Source organism: Pseudomonas brassicacearum (assembly GCF_003732265.1).
GTDB classification, from domain to species: domain Bacteria; phylum Pseudomonadota; class Gammaproteobacteria; order Pseudomonadales; family Pseudomonadaceae; genus Aquipseudomonas; species Aquipseudomonas brassicacearum_D.
Map to the genome: position 1 here is coordinate 912,736 of NZ_MOBK01000006.1, position 15,577 is coordinate 928,312.

Genomic DNA, 15,577 nt, shown 5'->3' on the forward strand with positions numbered 1-15,577 from the left:
TCACGAGATGACGGCGACCGGCTGCGCGGTGGCGGCCAGCAAACGCTTGATTTCCGGGACGCAGGAGCCACATTGCGTGCCGCAACCCAGTTCCTGTTTCAAACCCTGCAAGTCCAGGCCACGGCGGATGCCGGCGCAGACCGCGTTTTGGCTGACGTTCTTGCAGTTGCACAGGGTTTTGTTGCCGATGGCTTCGGCGTCTACCTGGCCCGGTGGGGCACTCAATGGGGCGAGCAGCCAGCGTCGCAGTTGTTCATCGGCGCGACCTTCTAGCCAGAGGTTTTGCAGCCAGTGCCGGGCAAGGGTTTCACCCGCCAGGCGGATCGCGGTAATCCGGCCGTTCTCGATCCGCACGCGCTTGCCGATGGACCGTCGTGGGTCGTCGTAAGCCAGCACCGGACCGTCGTTGAGTCCCAGGCATTGATCGATATCGCGCAGCAGTTGTGGGTCTGGCGCTGCGGTGCTGGCAGCGCGTATCAGCAGGGCAGGGCGCTCACGACCTGTCAGGCTGAGGCTAACGTAGGAAAACGCCTCGCAAAGGGGTCGTAGCGTCTCAAAATGCTGTTGTACATCGCCCTCTACCAGCGCGAAAAGGTGCCAGGGCAACTGCACCGGTTCGAGGCGCACGCCGCTGTGTTTTAGCTCAGGTTGTTTTGACAGCGGGTCGAAGGCGGGCAGGGTGAGGCTGTTCACGCCCCCCTTGAGAAAACGGTCACCAAAATGCATCGGCAAAAAGGCTTGGCCGGGGCGCACGCTGTCGTCACTGGCGACCGGCACGATCACCGCGCCACGGCGACTTTTCAGGCTGATCAAATCCCCGGATTGCAGGCGGTGCCGGCGCAGTTCATCCGGGTGCAGACTCAACGCGGCTTCGCTGACATGACCGAACAGTTGCGCGGCGGTACCGGTACGGCTCATGCCGTGCCATTGATCACGCAGTCGTCCGGTGATCAGCGTCAGCGGGAAACGCGCATCGCGCTGTTCCTTGGCGGCGCGATACGGATCGGCGATGAACTGCGCGCGGCCGCTGACAGTCGGGAAAACACCGTCGAGATAGAGACGCGCAGTGCCTGCGCTGGAGCCCGCAGGAAAGGGCCATTGTTGCGGGCCGATCTGGTCGATCAATGCGTGGCTGATCCCGGACAAATCCAGATCCCGGCCGCGAGTAAGTTGCTTGTATTCGTCGAATACCTGCGCCGGGGTTTCAAAGGCAAACAGGCTGGTGGCTTCCGGACGCAGACTTTTTTCCAGACGTTGTGCGAAATCCACGGTGATCGCCCAGTCCGGACGCGCTTCACCCGGTGCGACGATTGCCTGGCGGACGTGGGAAATGCGCCGCTCGGAGTTGGTTACCGTACCGTCCTTTTCGCCCCAACTGGCGGCGGGCAACAACAGGTCGGCAAACCTCGCGGTTTCAGTGGTGCGGAAGGCCTCTTGCAATACCACGAACGGGCACGCTTGCAGCGCCGCGTGCACGGCAGTCTGATCGGGAAGCGACTGCGCGGGGTTGGTGCAGGCGATCCACAAGGCTTTGATCTTTCCGCTGCCCACCTGCTCAAACAACTCGATGGCCGTCAGCCCCGGGTTTTCCGGCAGTTGATCAACACCCCAATAAGCCGCCACGTCAGCGCGGTGCTCGGCATTGGCGGCATCGCGATGGCCCGGCAGCAGGTTGGACAGGCTGCCGGTTTCCCGGCCGCCCATGGCATTCGGCTGACCGGTCAACGAGAAGGGTCCTGCACCGGGACGGCCGATTTGCCCGGTCGCCAGGTGCAAATTGATCAGAGCGCTGTTCTTTGCGCTGCCGGCGGTGGACTGGTTCAGCCCCATGCACCACAACGACAGGAAGCTCGGTGAATTTCCGACCCATTCGGCGCATTGCTGCAGTTGCTCAACGCTGATTCCGCACAGCTGCGACACCATCTGCGGGGTGTAATCGCGCACCAGGTTCTTCAGCTCGGGCAAGCCTTCGGTGTGGGCCTTGATGTAGTCGCGGTCGATCCAGTCTTCCCACAGCAGTAGGTGCAAAATCCCATGGAACAAGGCGACATCGGTCCCCGGAAGAATCGCCAGGTGCAGGTCAGCCAAATCGCAGGTGTCAGTACGACGCGGGTCGATGACGATGACCTTCATCTGTGGTCGGCGGGATTTGGCTTCTTCGAGGCGGCGAAACAGTACCGGATGGGCGTAGGCCATGTTGCTGCCAACGATCATCACGCAGTCGCTCAACTCCAGGTCTTCATAGCTGCACGGTGGCGCATCGGCGCCCAGGCTGCGCTTGTAACCGACCACCGCCGACGACATGCACAGCCGCGAATTACTGTCGATGTTATTGGTGCCCACCAGCGCCCGCGCCAGTTTGTTGAAGGCGTAGTAGTCCTCAGTCAGCAACTGCCCGGAAATGTAGAACGCGACGCTGTCCGGGCCATGTTCGGCAATGGTTTGGGCGAAGACGCTGGCGGCGTGATCAAGGGCGGTGTCCCAGTCGGTGCGGCTCCGCGCCAGGCCTTTGCCCAGGCGCAGTTCCGGGTACAGCGCCCGTGCCGTCAAGTCGCCGGTCAGATGCAGGGTTGATCCCTTGCTGCACAATTTGCCGAAATTTGCCGGGTGCGCCGGATCGCCGCTGACGCCGAGGATGCGCTCGCCGTCGTGTTCGATCAGCACGCCGCAGCCGACCCCGCAATAGCAGCAGGTGGACGCGGTGATCTGGCGGTCCATCAGCCTGCGTCCCGCAGGGCCAGCATCACTCGGCCATTTTCGACCCGCGCCGGGTGGTGATGGGCGCAGCCGATGTCCGGGGCCTGGGCTTCGCCGCTTTCCAGGTCGATTTGCCAATTGTGCAGTGGGCAGGCCACTCGCTTGCCGTAGATCAAGCCTTGGGACAACGGTCCGCCCTTGTGCGGGCAACGGTCATCGAGGGCGAACACTTCATCGTCGCTGGTGCGAAAAATCGCGATGTCACCTTTGGGGCCGGCAATGATCCGCGAGCCCAGGGCGTTGATTTCTTCCAGTGCGCAGATATCCAGCCAGTTCATGCCAGCACCTCCAGGTTCTTCACGGGAATGACGTCGAATTCTTTCTTCAGCAATGGCTGTGTCAGGCGCTCCTTCCACGGATCCTGCTCGAACGACAGCGAAAATTGCAGCCGGTCATTGAGCGCCTTGCGCGGTTCCGGGTCTTCCAGCACGGCTTTCTTGATGTGGTCCATGCCGACCCGTTGCAGGTAATGCACGGTGCGTTCGAGGTAGAAGGCTTCTTCGCGATAGAGCTGCAAGAACGCGCCGTTGTATTCGCGCACCTCTTCAGCGGTTTTCAGCTTGACGAAGAACTCGGCGACTTCGGTTTTGATCCCGCCGTTGCCGCCGATGTACATCTCCCAGCCGGAGTCCACACCGATGATGCCGACGTCCTTGATGCCCGCTTCCGAGCAGTTGCGCGGGCAACCGGAGACCGCCAGTTTCACTTTGTGCGGCGACCACATGTTGAACAGGTCATGCTCCAGTTCGATGCCCAACTGCGTGGAGTTCTGCGTGCCGAAACGGCAGAACTCACTGCCGACGCAGGTCTTTACGGTGCGGATGGATTTGCCGTAGGCGTGGCCGGACGGCATGTCGAGGTCTTTCCAGACGCCCGGCAGGTCCTGCTTCTTGATCCCCAGCAAGTCGATACGTTGACCGCCGGTGACTTTGACCATTGGCACGTTGTACTTGTCGGCGACGTCGGCAATGCGGCGCAATTCCGAAGGGTTGGTCACGCCGCCCCACATCCGCGGGACCACCGAGTACGTGCCGTCTTTTTGAATGTTGGCGTGGGCGCGTTCGTTGATCAGGCGCGATTGCGGGTCGTCCTTGGCTTCGCCCGGCCAAGTGGAAATCAGGTAGTAGTTGAGCGCCGGACGGCAAGTGGCGCAGCCGTTCGGGGTGCGCCAGTTCAGGTAGCTTTGGGTGCCGGCGATGGTGAGCAGATGTTGTTCGCGAATGGCCTGGCGGATTTGCCCGTGGTTGAGGTCGCTGCAACCGCAGATGGCTTTTTCGCTTTTTGGCTTCACGTCTGCCGCGCCGCCCACGGTGTTGATCAGGATCTGCTCGACGAGGCCGGCGCAGGAACCGCACGAGCTGGCCGCCTTGGTGTGTTTTTTCACCTCGTCGACACTGAACAGCCCGTGTTCCTGGATTGCCTTGACGATGGTGCCTTTGCACACGCCGTTGCAGCCGCAGACTTCGGCGGTGTCGGCCATGCTCATGGCTTTGTCCTGACCCTGATGTCCTACGTCGCCCAAAGCGTTTTCACCAAACATCAGGTGATCGCGGATCTCGCCAATGGCGTGATTCTCACGAATCTGCCGGAAATACCAACCGCCATCTGCCGTATCGCCGTACAGACAGGCGCCGACCAGCACGTCATCCTTGATCACCAGTTTTTTGTAGACCCCACCGATCGGGTCGGAGAGGGTGATGGTTTCTGTGCCTTCGCCACCCATGAAGTCGCCGGCGGAGAACAGGTCGATACCGGTGACTTTCAATTTGGTCGACGTCACCGAGCCTTGATAGCGGGCGAAGCCCAGTTGTGCGAGGTGATTGGCGCAAACCTTGGCTTGCTCGAACAGTGGCGCGACCAGGCCGTAGGCGATGCCGCGATGGCTGGCGCACTCACCGATGGCGTAGACCCGTGGGTCGTAGGTTTGCATCGTGTCGTTGACCAGAATCCCGCGATTGCAGGGAATGCCGGATTTTTCCGCGAGTTCGGTGTTGGGGCGGATGCCGGCGGCCATGACCACCAGGTCGGCGGGAATGATGTCGCCATTCTTGAATTCAACCGAGCCGACGCGGCCATTGCCGGCATCGTGCAGGGCGCTGGTTTGTTCGCACAGGCGAAAGTGCAGGCCGCGTGCTTCAAGGGCTGTTTGCAGCAACTGGCCGCTGGTCTTGTCGAGCTGGCGCTCCAGCAACCATTCGCCGAGGTGCACCACGGTCACGTGCATGCCGCGCAGCATCAAGCCGTTTGCGGCTTCGAGGCCGAGCAAGCCGCCGCCGATGACCACGGCGTGCTTGTGGGTCTTGGCGGTGTTGATCATGGCCTGGGTGTCGGCGATGTCACGGTAGCCGATCACGCCCTGCAAGGTGTTGCCCGGAATCGGCAGGATGAACGGGGTCGAGCCGGTAGCGATCAGCAGGCGATCGTATTCGGCCTCGGTGCCGTCTTCGGCGATGACCCGGCGTTTGACCCGATCGATCTCCACCACTTTGCGGTTGAGCAGCAGCTTGATGTTGTTATCCAGGTACCAGTCGAGGTCGTTGAGCACGATCTCTTCGAACGTCTGCTCACCGGCCAGGACTGGCGACAACAAAATGCGGTTGTAGTTGGTGTGGGGTTCGGCGCCGAAGACCGTGATGTCGTACAGCTCGTTGCTCAGCTTGAGCAGTTCTTCCAGGGTGCGAACCCCGGCCATGCCGTTGCCGATCATCACCAGTTTTAATTTTTTCATCAGGTTCTCCGGGGAGCCCAGACCCGCCTCATCAGGGCTTCAGGTCTGGCTCGACAAATTTTGCGCAAACAAAAAAAGGCGTCCCGCTAGTTGCCTAGCGAGGACGCCTTTGTCCTGGTCCCGTTCTCTCGGGAAGCGCAGCCTTCATCGTTGAAGGCTGGGCTTTATGTGTGGTGGAAAGGGTAATGCAGTGGTTGTGCCAAGTGCTTCAGGTGGCCGGATTTACTGGGTTCGGTCGAAAATTTGGAGTGTGAAAAAAGTGTTTTTGCACCGAATCAATGCGCGATGCCCGCAATTGGCGCGGCTTCTGTAGCAGCTGGCGAAGCCTGCGTTCGGCTGCGCAGCAGTCGCAATTTCAGGCAACGCGGTTTTCCAGATGTATCGTGCATGCAGGTTTGACGACTGCTGCGCAGCCGAACGCAGGCTTCGCCAGCTGCTACAGGGGATTTGTATCAACCATGAAATACAAGAACCAGCAGCACCAGATTCAGCAGCAATGACATCAGCGCCAATGTCCGCCAAACCTTCAACGGCTCACGCTCCATCAAAGGTCTGGGCCGCGTGCTCAAGCTGCGTCGCTCGCCCTGTTCCAGCACCAGCAACCATTCTTCCGCCGTTTCAAACCGCTGACCCGGATCCGCCACAACGGCACGCTCCAGGCATTGCGCAATCCATTCCGGTAAATCTGGCCGATAGCGGCTGGCGCTGACCGGTACACCAAACCGTGGTCGCTGGAACGCTTCGATTTCGCCGTAGGGATAATGCCCGGTCAGCAGGAAATACAGGGTCACGCCCACCGCGTACAGATCCTGTTGCGGGGTCGGGATGTCCCCGTGAAAGGCTTCCGGTGCAATGTAACTGGGCGTTCCAGGCAGGGCAGAGGCTTGATCCTCGGACAGGCCGGGGCAATACGCGAGGCCGAAGTCCAGCAGGCGCAATTCGCCGTCGTCACCCAGAAGCAGGTTTTCCGGCTTGATGTCGCGGTGCAGAATCTGCCGTCGATGCAACAGGCCAACCGCCCGAAGCAGGCGCTCGGCCAGATCTTGCCACTGCGCCAATGGCAAAGGTCCGACACTGGCGTGCAGGTCTGCCAGCGTCGTTCCGGAATAGTCGCGCATCACGTAGTACAAATGCTGACGCTGACTGGCGGCATGGACTTCAGGAAAGTGCCGTCCGGCCACGCGCTTGAGAAACCATTCTTCCGACAGCAACGCTTGCCCTGCCAGATGATCGTCGTGCAGCGCGGCGGGCAAGGTTTTCAACAGCCAGGGTTGCTGTTGTCCGTCGCAAACCCGATACAGCAGCGATTGCTGGCTCTGGCCGAGTATCCCTTCAACGTGCCAGCCTTCGAAGAATTGACCGGGTTTCAGCGCCGGTGGCAATGGCCATTGCTGTAAATGAATCAGCGCATCGCCAATGCTTGTTTCACCCAGGGCATCGACTCGCACCAGCAAGGCACTTGCGTTGTCCTGGCTGCCGGCCAAGTGCGCAGCGTTGACGAGGGTCTGTGCTGCGCTGTCCAGATCGGGTTGATCCCGCAAAATGGCGGCAATAGCGGTGTCACCGAGCACGGCCCAGATGCCGTCGCTGAGCAGCACGAAACTTTCATTCAGGCGCAGTTCGCCATCGAGAAAATCCAGCACCAGATGCTGATCCAGGCCCAGTGCCCGTTTCAGCACATGCTGCATGCCCGGCTGGTCCCAGACATGATCCTCGCTGACGCGCTGCAACTGATCCGCATGCCAGCGATACACCCGGCAATCGCCGACATGGGCCAGGGTAAAACGCCGGCCGCGCATGACCAACGCACTGACCGTGGTCAGCAGCGGTTGCCCGCCACCATTGGCCTGCAGCCAGCGATTTTGCGCCAGCAGCAGGCGGTCCAATGCTTGCGCGACACCCCAGGTTTCCGGGGTGGCGTAATAGTCCAGCGCCAGCGCCTGCAGGGTCGAACGGGCGGCGAGACCGCCGTCGGCGCATTGGCTGACGCCGTCGGCAATGGCAAACAAGTAACCTTTGCTGGCCGCCAACGCCGGGGCGGGCGTCACGAGGCGCAGGGCGTCCTGGTTTTCCTCGCGCGGGCCAATGGCGCTGGCTTCGGCAAAGCTCAGTTGCAGGCTCATTGAGGCCTCAGACCCGCGCCGCCGTCACCGCGGCCGAACCCCAGGTGGTTCTCCAGCGACGTTTGACCCCGTGCAGACCGAACCAGGCGAGGACGCCGAGGCTGGCGAACAACCACAAGGCCAATTGATAGCTGCCGGTGCTCTGCTTGATCGCGCCCATGCCTGCCGCCAGCGCAAAACCACCGATGCCGCCGGCCATGCCGATCAAACCGGTCATCACGCCGATCTCGCGACGAAAACGCTGCGGCACCAACTGGAACACCGCGCCGTTGCCTGCGCCCAAACCGAGCATGGTGCAGACGAAAAGCGCCAGCGCCGCGTAGGAACTTGGCAGATTGAAACCCACCGCCGCAATGCAGATCGCCGCCACCGTGTACATCGCCAGCAGCGTGCGTATCCCGCCGAAACGGTCCGCCAGCGCACCACCCAATGGGCGCATCAGGCTGCCACCGAACACACAGGCCGCCGTGTAGTAACCGGCCGTCACCGGGCTCAGGCCGTATTGGTCGTTGAAGTAGCCGGGCAGGGCGCTGGCCAGGCCGATGAAGCCGCCGAAGGTCACGCTGTAGAAAAACATGAACCACCAGCTGTCGCGATCACCGAGGGCCTTGAAGTAGTCGGCCATCGACTTGGCTTTCGGCCGCTCCGGCGCATTTTTCGCCAGCCAGGCGAAAACGATAATTGTCAGGATCAGCGGGATCAGGGCGAAGCCGAACACGTTGCTCCAGCCGAACGCGGCGGCCAATACCGGCGCAATCAGAGCGGCAAGCACGGTGCCCGAGTTGCCGGCACCGGCGATGCCCATGGCTTTGCCTTGATGCTGTGGCGGATACCACTGCGAGGCCAGTGGCAGGGCGACGGCGAAGGACGCACCGGCCATGCCGAGAAACAGGCCCAGCACCAGCGCTTGTTCGTAGCTATGGATGCCGAGCTTCCAGGCGCCGAACAGCGCGCAGATGACGATCACCTGGCCGATCAGCCCGGCGGTTTTTGGCGACAGACGATCCGCTAGCATGCCCATGATAAAACGCAGCACGGCCCCGGCCAGGATTGGCGTAGCCACCACCAGCCCGCGTTGTTGGGTGGTCAGGTGCAGGTCGGCGGCGATCTGCACGGCCAGTGGGCCGAGCAGGTACCAGACCATGAAGCTCAGGTCGAAATAGAGGAAGGCCGCAAACAGTGTCGGCGTATGGCCGGATTTCCAGAAGCTTGTATTCATCGCGCACCTCAGCTGTGAAGAGTCTCGAGAAGGAGTCATGAGCTAGCAGGTGGGGCGCCTGTGGGCCGCACCACCGGCCCCGGGCTGTGGGGCCAAAACGAAAAAACGCCGCTACCGGATTCGCCAAGGGCAAATGAGGTGAGCGACGTCTTTGTCGTAGGTGGGGCAACCGCCGTTGGTTACCTGTGGTGATTACTTAGCCAGATTTGTGCCAACAGTTCAGGACCGAGTCGCGGCCCTTCGCGAGCAAGCCCGCTCCCACATTTGATCTGCGTCGTACACAAATCAAATGTGGGAGCGGGCTTGCTCGCGAAGGGGCCCTCAAAGGCACCACAAATTTCAGCCAAGCAACTCACTCATGGCAATAATCTGCTCTGCCACCTGGATCAATTTCTGCTGCCGACTCATCGCCTGGCGGCGCATCAGGGTGTAGGCCTCTTCCTCATTGCAGTTCTTCATCTTCATCAACAGCCCCTTGGCCAGCTCTATGCGCTTGCGCTCGGCCAGTTGCTGGTCGCGGGCGTGCAACTGGGCGCGCAGGGCCTGGTCACTTTCAAAGCGCGCCATGGCCACGTCGAGAATCGGCTGCAGGCGCTGTGCGTGAATGCCTTCGACGATGTAGGCGCTGACCCCGGACTTGATCGCCTGACGCATCACGCCGGGGTCGTGTTCATCGGTAAACATCACAATCGGTCGTGGCTGGTCGCGGCTCACCAGCACCACTTGTTCCAGCACATCGCGGCTCGGTGACTCGGTATCGATCAGGATCACGTCCGGACGCACCGTTTCGACGCGTTCGGGCAGGTCGATGGTCAGGCCCGATTCGTCGATCACCTCGAACCCGGCTTCGGTCAGGGCGGCTTTCAGTCGACCGACTTTCTTCGCGGTGTCGTTGATCAGCAGGATACGCAGCATGTTCGCAGTCTCCTGTCAGCGCTGGGCGAATCGGTGCGAGCTGTCGCTCAGGGCGTGCAACTTGAAGCTGCGGGCATAGCCGGCCGGGTCGGAACCGTCCCAGACTTTGCCGTCGATCAACTGGCTGCTGCGCATGTCCTGCCCCCGAATATCGACACCGACGGCACTGGCGGCTTCGCGGTACAGGTCCAGTTGCTGGACCTGACGGGCCACGCCAAGGTAATCCGGGTCGTCGCGCAACAAGCCCCAGCGCCTGAACTGCGTCATGAACCACATGCCATCGGACAGGTACGGCACGTTGACCTCGCCGCCCGCATGGAAGCGCAACGCGTGCGGGTCCTGCCAGCGATGGCCCAGACCGTCGGCGTAATCGCCCAGCAGGCGCGGTTCGATGCAGTCGAGGGGGGCGTCGAGGTAGTCCGGCGCGCTCAACAGTTGTGCGGTGCTGCGGCGGTTTTCCGTGCTTTGTTCAATGAACCGGCTGGCTTCCAGGATCGCCATGACCAAGGCCCGTGCGGTGTTGGGGTACTGCTCGACAAACGTACGGGTGCAACCGAGGACTTTTTCCGGGTGATCGGGCCAGATGGTCTGGGTGGTCGCCAGGGTAAAGCCGAGATTCTGTTGCACCGCGCTGGCGGACCACGGCTCACCTACACAAAAGCCATCGATACGCCCCGCTTGCAGGTGCGCGACCATTTGCGGCGGCGGTACCACGACGCTGTCGACATCCTGCAACGGATGAATGCCCTGACTCGCCAGCCAGTAATACAGCCACATGGCGTGGGTGCCGGTCGGAAAGGTCTGGGCGAAGGTGAGTTTCGGGCGAGTTTGGTGCACGTGGCGGTCGAGTGCATCAGGACTGGTCACGCCCAGCGCCTGCAAACCGTGGGAGAGATTGATGCTCTGGCCATTCTGGTTCAGGCCCATCAGCACGGCCATGTCGGTCGAGGCCACGCCGCCGATGCCCAGATGGACGGCATAAATCAGGCCGTACAGGCTGTGGGCGGCGTCGAGTTCGCCGCTGACCAGTTTGTCCCGCAGGTTGGCCCAGGACGACTGGCGCTTGAGGTTCAGGGTCAGGCCGTAAGGCTGGGCGAACCCCTGAGTGGCGGCGACCACCACCGAGGCGCAATCGCTCAGGGCCATGAAGCCGAGGTTGATGTCGGTCTTTTCCGGGGCATCGCTGCCATTGACCCATGCCAGGGGGTTGGCTGGAACTTCAATCATCGTTAAGCACCTTGCGTAAAAAAACGCCGTACCGGGCATCTTGCCAGAGCAAGGGCCAGTGACGACGCCGTTGTCTTTCGACCCATTGCGCCTTTGGCATGAGTGCTGATACCGATGGCGGTGCAAGGCATATGCCATCGCTCGCTGATTTTGTCGCGCGCCTCGCCTGCGGCCCCGATGCGCGGCTATAATTGCCGCCACTTTTCGTAGCCCAGAGTCAAACCCGCCCATGTACACCCTGGCCCGTCAGCTGTTGTTCAAACTTTCCCCGGAAACCTCCCACGATCTGTCCCTGGACCTGATCGGCGCGGGCGGACGTTTGGGCCTCAACGGCTTGCTGTGCAAGGCCCCGGCGAAAATGCCGGTGTCGGTCATGGGCCTGGACTTCCCGAACCCGGTGGGTCTGGCGGCCGGTCTGGACAAGAACGGCGCGGCCATCGACGGTTTTGCCCAACTGGGTTTTGGTTTTGTCGAAATCGGCACCATTACCCCACGTGCGCAACCGGGCAACCCGAAACCACGGATTTTCCGCCTGCCGGAAGCCGAGGCGATCATCAACCGCATGGGGTTCAACAACCTGGGCGTCGATCACCTGCTGGCCCGTGTAGCCGCCGCCAAGTACAAGGGCGTGTTGGGCATCAACATCGGCAAGAACTTCGACACACCGGTCGAGCGCGCAGTCGACGATTACCTGATCTGCCTGGACAAGGTCTACGCCCACGCCAGCTACGTGACGGTCAACGTCAGCTCGCCGAACACCCCGGGCCTGCGCAGCCTGCAGTTCGGCGATTCGCTCAAGCAGTTGCTCGCGGACCTGGCCACGCGCCGCGCCGAGTTGGCGTTGCGTCACGGTAAACACGTGCCGCTGGCGATCAAGATCGCACCGGACATGACCGACGAAGAAACCGCGCAGGTCGCACAAGCGCTGATCGAAACCGGGATGGACGCGGTGATCGCCACCAACACCACCCTGAGCCGCGTCGGCGTCGAAGGCATGGAACACGGTGACGAGGCGGGCGGTCTGTCCGGCGCACCGGTTCGTGACAAGAGCACCCACACCGTGAAGGTGCTGGCTTCGGAGCTGGCCGGTCGTTTGCCGATCATCGCCGTGGGCGGGATCACCGAAGGTAAGCATGCGGCTGAGAAAATCGCTGCGGGTGCAAGCCTGGTGCAGATCTACTCCGGCTTTATCTATAAAGGCCCGGCCTTGATTCGTGAGTCGGTGGACGCCATCGCCGCATTACGCTGACATGTAGCAGCTGTCGAGCAGCGCGAGGCTGCGTCCGGCTGCGAAGCAGTCGTAAACCCTGAATGCACGGTGCATCTGCAAGACCGCGGCGGCTGATTTCACGACTGCTGCGCAGCCGGACGCAGCCTCGCGCTGCTCGACAGCTGCTACAGACGGGATGGGTTTCGGCGAAGGGCAGGCATAAAAAAGGGCTCCTCGAAGGAGCCCCTGGGCCGGAGCCCGCCGTCCGGATGGGACGTGCGTGGTTAATTCATTCAGTCATCAGATTGTCGTGTCGGAGTGTTAGGCCCTGTAAATTAGCCGACGGCGTGAAGTTCGTTGAGTCTGTGGATTCCTGCAGTGCCGGTCATACCGTCCCAGTTGTCGCCGCGTCCCTCGCGCCAGCCGTTAATCCAGGCTTGGCGTACTGACGGTAGAGTAAATGGGCAAAGCTCACGGGATTTGCCACCAACGCCATATTGATATCCGCGCAAAAATGCTCTTTCCAACGGATCACGCTTAAGTCTTCTCATAGGGTGTTGCCCTCACTTGTTGACTGTATTTATCGCGTAGACCTCAATCGAGGTCTGGCAGAAAAAAACTTCTGCCGTTGGGGCCCGCTGCCGGCGTCGCGAGCCAAGGTGTTGACGTCGTTGCGGCGTCAACCTGTGTTGAGTTCTAACCAATGCGTCACATCGAGGGAATGATCGTTTTGTCATAAGGACGTAACCATAAAGATGCTATGGCCATAAGTAACACGATGTTTGCCCGTGTTTATTGGTCAAAGCCCTGTATGATCAGCCCCCCGCAGGATGACGGGGTTAATCCTTTAGTGAGAATGACTTCTGTTGCGCAGAAGCATTATTCGACGAAGGGTCGCCTTATGACATTTTGTTGCGTCAACTTTTTTATCTGCCTGTGCATCTAAGCTCTTCTAACCTGAGCAGCACAGGTGGGACGGCACACCTTCGTGCCACGCGGGCGCTCTTTTAGAAAAGCGCCTGATTGAAAACCGGACCGGCAATGCGTTGTCGGTTCACTTAGCCAAAGGCTCTGAAATTCCAATGTCCGATCAATTCGAAATCTTCCTCACTTGCCCCAAAGGCCTTGAAGGCCTGCTGATCGAGGAAGCCGTCGGGCTTGGCCTTGAAGAAGCACGTGAGCACACCTCCGCCGTGCGCGGCATGGCAACCATGGAAACCGCTTATCGCCTGTGCCTGTGGTCGCGTCTGGCGAACCGGGTGCTGCTGGTGCTCAAGCGTTTCCCGATGAAGGACGCCGAAGACCTGTACCACGGCGTGCTGGACATCGAGTGGCAAGACCACATGCTCAACGACGGCACCTTGGCCGTCGAGTTCAGCGGTCATGGCTCGGGCATCGACAACACCCACTTCGGCGCGTTGAAAGTCAAAGACGCCATCGTCGACAAACTGCGCACCCCGCAAGGCGACCGCCCGTCGATCGACAAACTCAACCCGGACCTGCGTATTCACCTGCGCCTGGACCGTGGCGAGGCGATTCTTTCCCTCGACCTGTCCGGCCACAGCCTGCACCAGCGCGGTTATCGCTTGCAGCAAGGCGCGGCGCCGCTGAAGGAAAACCTCGCGGCCGCAATCCTGATCCGTTCCGGCTGGCCACGCATTGCGGCCGAAGGCGGCGCGCTGGCTGACCCGATGTGCGGTGTCGGTACGTTCCTCGTCGAAGCAGCGATGATTGCCGCCGACATGGCGCCGAACCTGCGTCGCGAGCAGTGGGGCTTCACCGCCTGGCTGGGTCACGTCCCGGCGCTGTGGAAAAAACTTCATGAAGAAGCCACCGAGCGTTGCGCGGCCGGCCTGGCCAAGCCACCACTGTGGATTCGCGGCTACGAAGCCGACCCGCGCCTGATTCAACCGGGCCGCAACAACGTCGAGCGTGCCGGCCTGAGCGAGTGGATCAAGATCTACCAGGGCGAAGTCGGTACGTTCGAGCCGCGTCCGGACCAGAACCAGAAAGGCCTGGTCATCTGTAACCCTCCGTACGGCGAGCGTCTGGGCGACGAGGCGAGCTTGCTCTACCTCTATCAGAACCTCGGCGAGCGTCTGCGTCAGGCCTGCCTGAACTGGGAAGCCGCGGTGTTCACCGGCGCCCCGGACCTGGGCAAGCGCATGGGCATTCGCAGCCACAAACAGTATTCGTTCTGGAACGGCGCACTGCCGTGCAAGCTGCTGCTGATCAAGGTCACGCCCGACCAGTTCGTCACCGGCGAGCGTCGCACCCCGGAACAGCGTCAGGTCGAGCGCGAGCAGGCGGCCTATGATCAGGCGCCGAGCGAGCCGGAAGAACGCAAATACAACAAAAACGGCAACCCGATCAAACCGACCCCGGCCCCCGCACCGGTGATCGAGCAACCGCGCCTGAGCGAAGGCGGGCAGATGTTTGCCAACCGTTTGCAGAAAAACCTCAAGGCGCTGGGCAAGTGGGTCAAGCGTGAAGGCATCGACTGCTATCGCGTGTATGACGCCGACATGCCGGAATACTCCATGGCCATTGACCTGTATCAGGATTGGGTCCACGTCCAGGAATACGCCGCGCCGAAATCCATCGATCCGGAAAAAGCCTCGGCCCGCATGTTCGATGCCCTGGCCGCGATTCCGCAGGCCTTGAACATCGACAAGAGCCGCGTGGTGGTCAAGCGTCGCGAGCGTCAGAGCGGCACCAAGCAGTACGAACGCCAAGCGGCGCAGGGCAAATTCGTCGAGGTCAATGAAGGTGGCGTGCAGCTGCTGGTCAACCTCACTGACTACCTCGACACCGGGCTGTTCCTCGACCACCGCCCGATGCGCATGCGCATTCAGAAAGAGGCGGCCGGCAAGCGCTTCCTCAACCTGTATTGCTACACCGCGACCGCCAGTGTTCACGCGGCCAAGGGCGGCGCACGCACCACCACCAGCGTCGACCTGTCGAAAACCTATCTCGACTGGGCGCGTCGCAACCTGTCGCTGAACGGTTTCTCTGACAAGAACCGTCTGGAGCAGGGTGACGTGATGGCCTGGCTCGAGGCTAGCCGTGACGAATACGACCTGATCTTCATCGACCCACCGACGTTCTCCAACTCCAAGCGCATGGAAGGGATCTTCGACGTGCAGCGCGATCAGGTGCAGTTGATCGACCTGGCCATGGCGCGTCTGGCGCCCGGTGGTGTGTTGTACTTCTCCAACAACTTCCGCAAGTTCACCCTTGAGGAAAACCTCGCCGAGCGTTACGCCGTTGAAGAAATCACCGCCCAGACCATCGATCCGGATTTCGCCCGTAATGGCAAGATCCACCGTGCCTGGAAAATCACCGCGCGTTGACACTTGAACTGATTGGATCCACAGAGCCTTGATTTTTAAAGGCTC

General features: G+C 61.2%; 10 protein-coding genes. 2 read left to right on the forward strand and 8 right to left on the reverse strand.

The window, feature by feature from the left end; translation table 11 throughout:
- From BK660_RS17195 to BK660_RS17225, 7 genes are all read right to left on the reverse strand, one after another.
- Nucleotides 1-2,718, reverse strand: coding sequence for a nitrate reductase (locus tag BK660_RS17195; protein WP_123434257.1), 2,718 nt, complete (start codon nucleotides 2,716-2,718; stop codon nucleotides 1-3).
- On the reverse strand, nucleotides 2,718-3,035 hold the full coding sequence (gene nirD, locus BK660_RS17200; protein ID WP_027922561.1) for a nitrite reductase small subunit NirD: 318 nt from the start codon (nucleotides 3,033-3,035) through the stop codon (nucleotides 2,718-2,720). Before nirD ends, BK660_RS17195 begins: the two co-directional genes overlap by 1 nt.
- Nucleotides 3,032-5,485, reverse strand: coding sequence for a nitrite reductase large subunit NirB (nirB, locus tag BK660_RS17205; protein WP_123434258.1), 2,454 nt, complete (start codon nucleotides 5,483-5,485; stop codon nucleotides 3,032-3,034). Before nirB ends, nirD begins: the two co-directional genes overlap by 4 nt.
- A gap of 452 nt (nucleotides 5,486-5,937) precedes the next feature.
- Nucleotides 5,938-7,608 (reverse strand): bifunctional protein-serine/threonine kinase/phosphatase, encoded by a 1,671-nt coding sequence (locus BK660_RS17210; RefSeq protein ID WP_123434259.1) that lies wholly within the window; start codon nucleotides 7,606-7,608, stop codon nucleotides 5,938-5,940.
- Nucleotides 7,609-7,615: 7 nt separating this feature from the next.
- Nucleotides 7,616-8,827, reverse strand: coding sequence for a nitrate/nitrite transporter (locus tag BK660_RS17215; RefSeq protein ID WP_123434260.1), 1,212 nt, complete (start codon nucleotides 8,825-8,827; stop codon nucleotides 7,616-7,618).
- A 339-nt stretch (nucleotides 8,828-9,166) separates the two neighbouring features.
- Nucleotides 9,167-9,742, reverse strand: a complete 576-nt coding sequence (locus tag BK660_RS17220; RefSeq protein ID WP_123434261.1) for an ANTAR domain-containing response regulator — start codon at nucleotides 9,740-9,742, stop codon at nucleotides 9,167-9,169.
- A gap of 15 nt (nucleotides 9,743-9,757) precedes the next feature.
- Entirely contained in the window at nucleotides 9,758-10,969 is a 1,212-nt protein-coding gene (locus tag BK660_RS17225) for a CmpA/NrtA family ABC transporter substrate-binding protein (RefSeq protein ID WP_123434262.1), read from the reverse strand.
- A 229-nt stretch (nucleotides 10,970-11,198) separates the two neighbouring features.
- On the opposite strand from BK660_RS17225, the gene BK660_RS17230 reads away from it, so the two are divergent.
- Nucleotides 11,199-12,218 (forward strand): quinone-dependent dihydroorotate dehydrogenase, encoded by a 1,020-nt coding sequence (locus BK660_RS17230; RefSeq protein ID WP_123434263.1) that lies wholly within the window; start codon nucleotides 11,199-11,201, stop codon nucleotides 12,216-12,218.
- 296 nt (nucleotides 12,219-12,514) lie between these two features.
- Here BK660_RS17230 and rmf read toward each other — a convergent pair whose 3' ends face one another.
- Nucleotides 12,515-12,730: a ribosome modulation factor gene (gene rmf / locus BK660_RS17235; RefSeq protein ID WP_003223300.1), complete on the reverse strand. Its 216-nt coding sequence runs from the start codon at nucleotides 12,728-12,730 to the stop codon at nucleotides 12,515-12,517.
- A 531-nt stretch (nucleotides 12,731-13,261) separates the two neighbouring features.
- On the opposite strand from rmf, the gene rlmKL reads away from it, so the two are divergent.
- Nucleotides 13,262-15,532 carry a bifunctional 23S rRNA (guanine(2069)-N(7))-methyltransferase RlmK/23S rRNA (guanine(2445)-N(2))-methyltransferase RlmL gene (gene rlmKL / locus BK660_RS17240; protein WP_123434264.1) on the forward strand — a complete coding sequence of 757 codons (2,271 nt, stop codon included), beginning with the start codon at nucleotides 13,262-13,264 and terminating at the stop codon, nucleotides 15,530-15,532.
- Nucleotides 15,533-15,577: the final 45 nt, after the last annotated feature.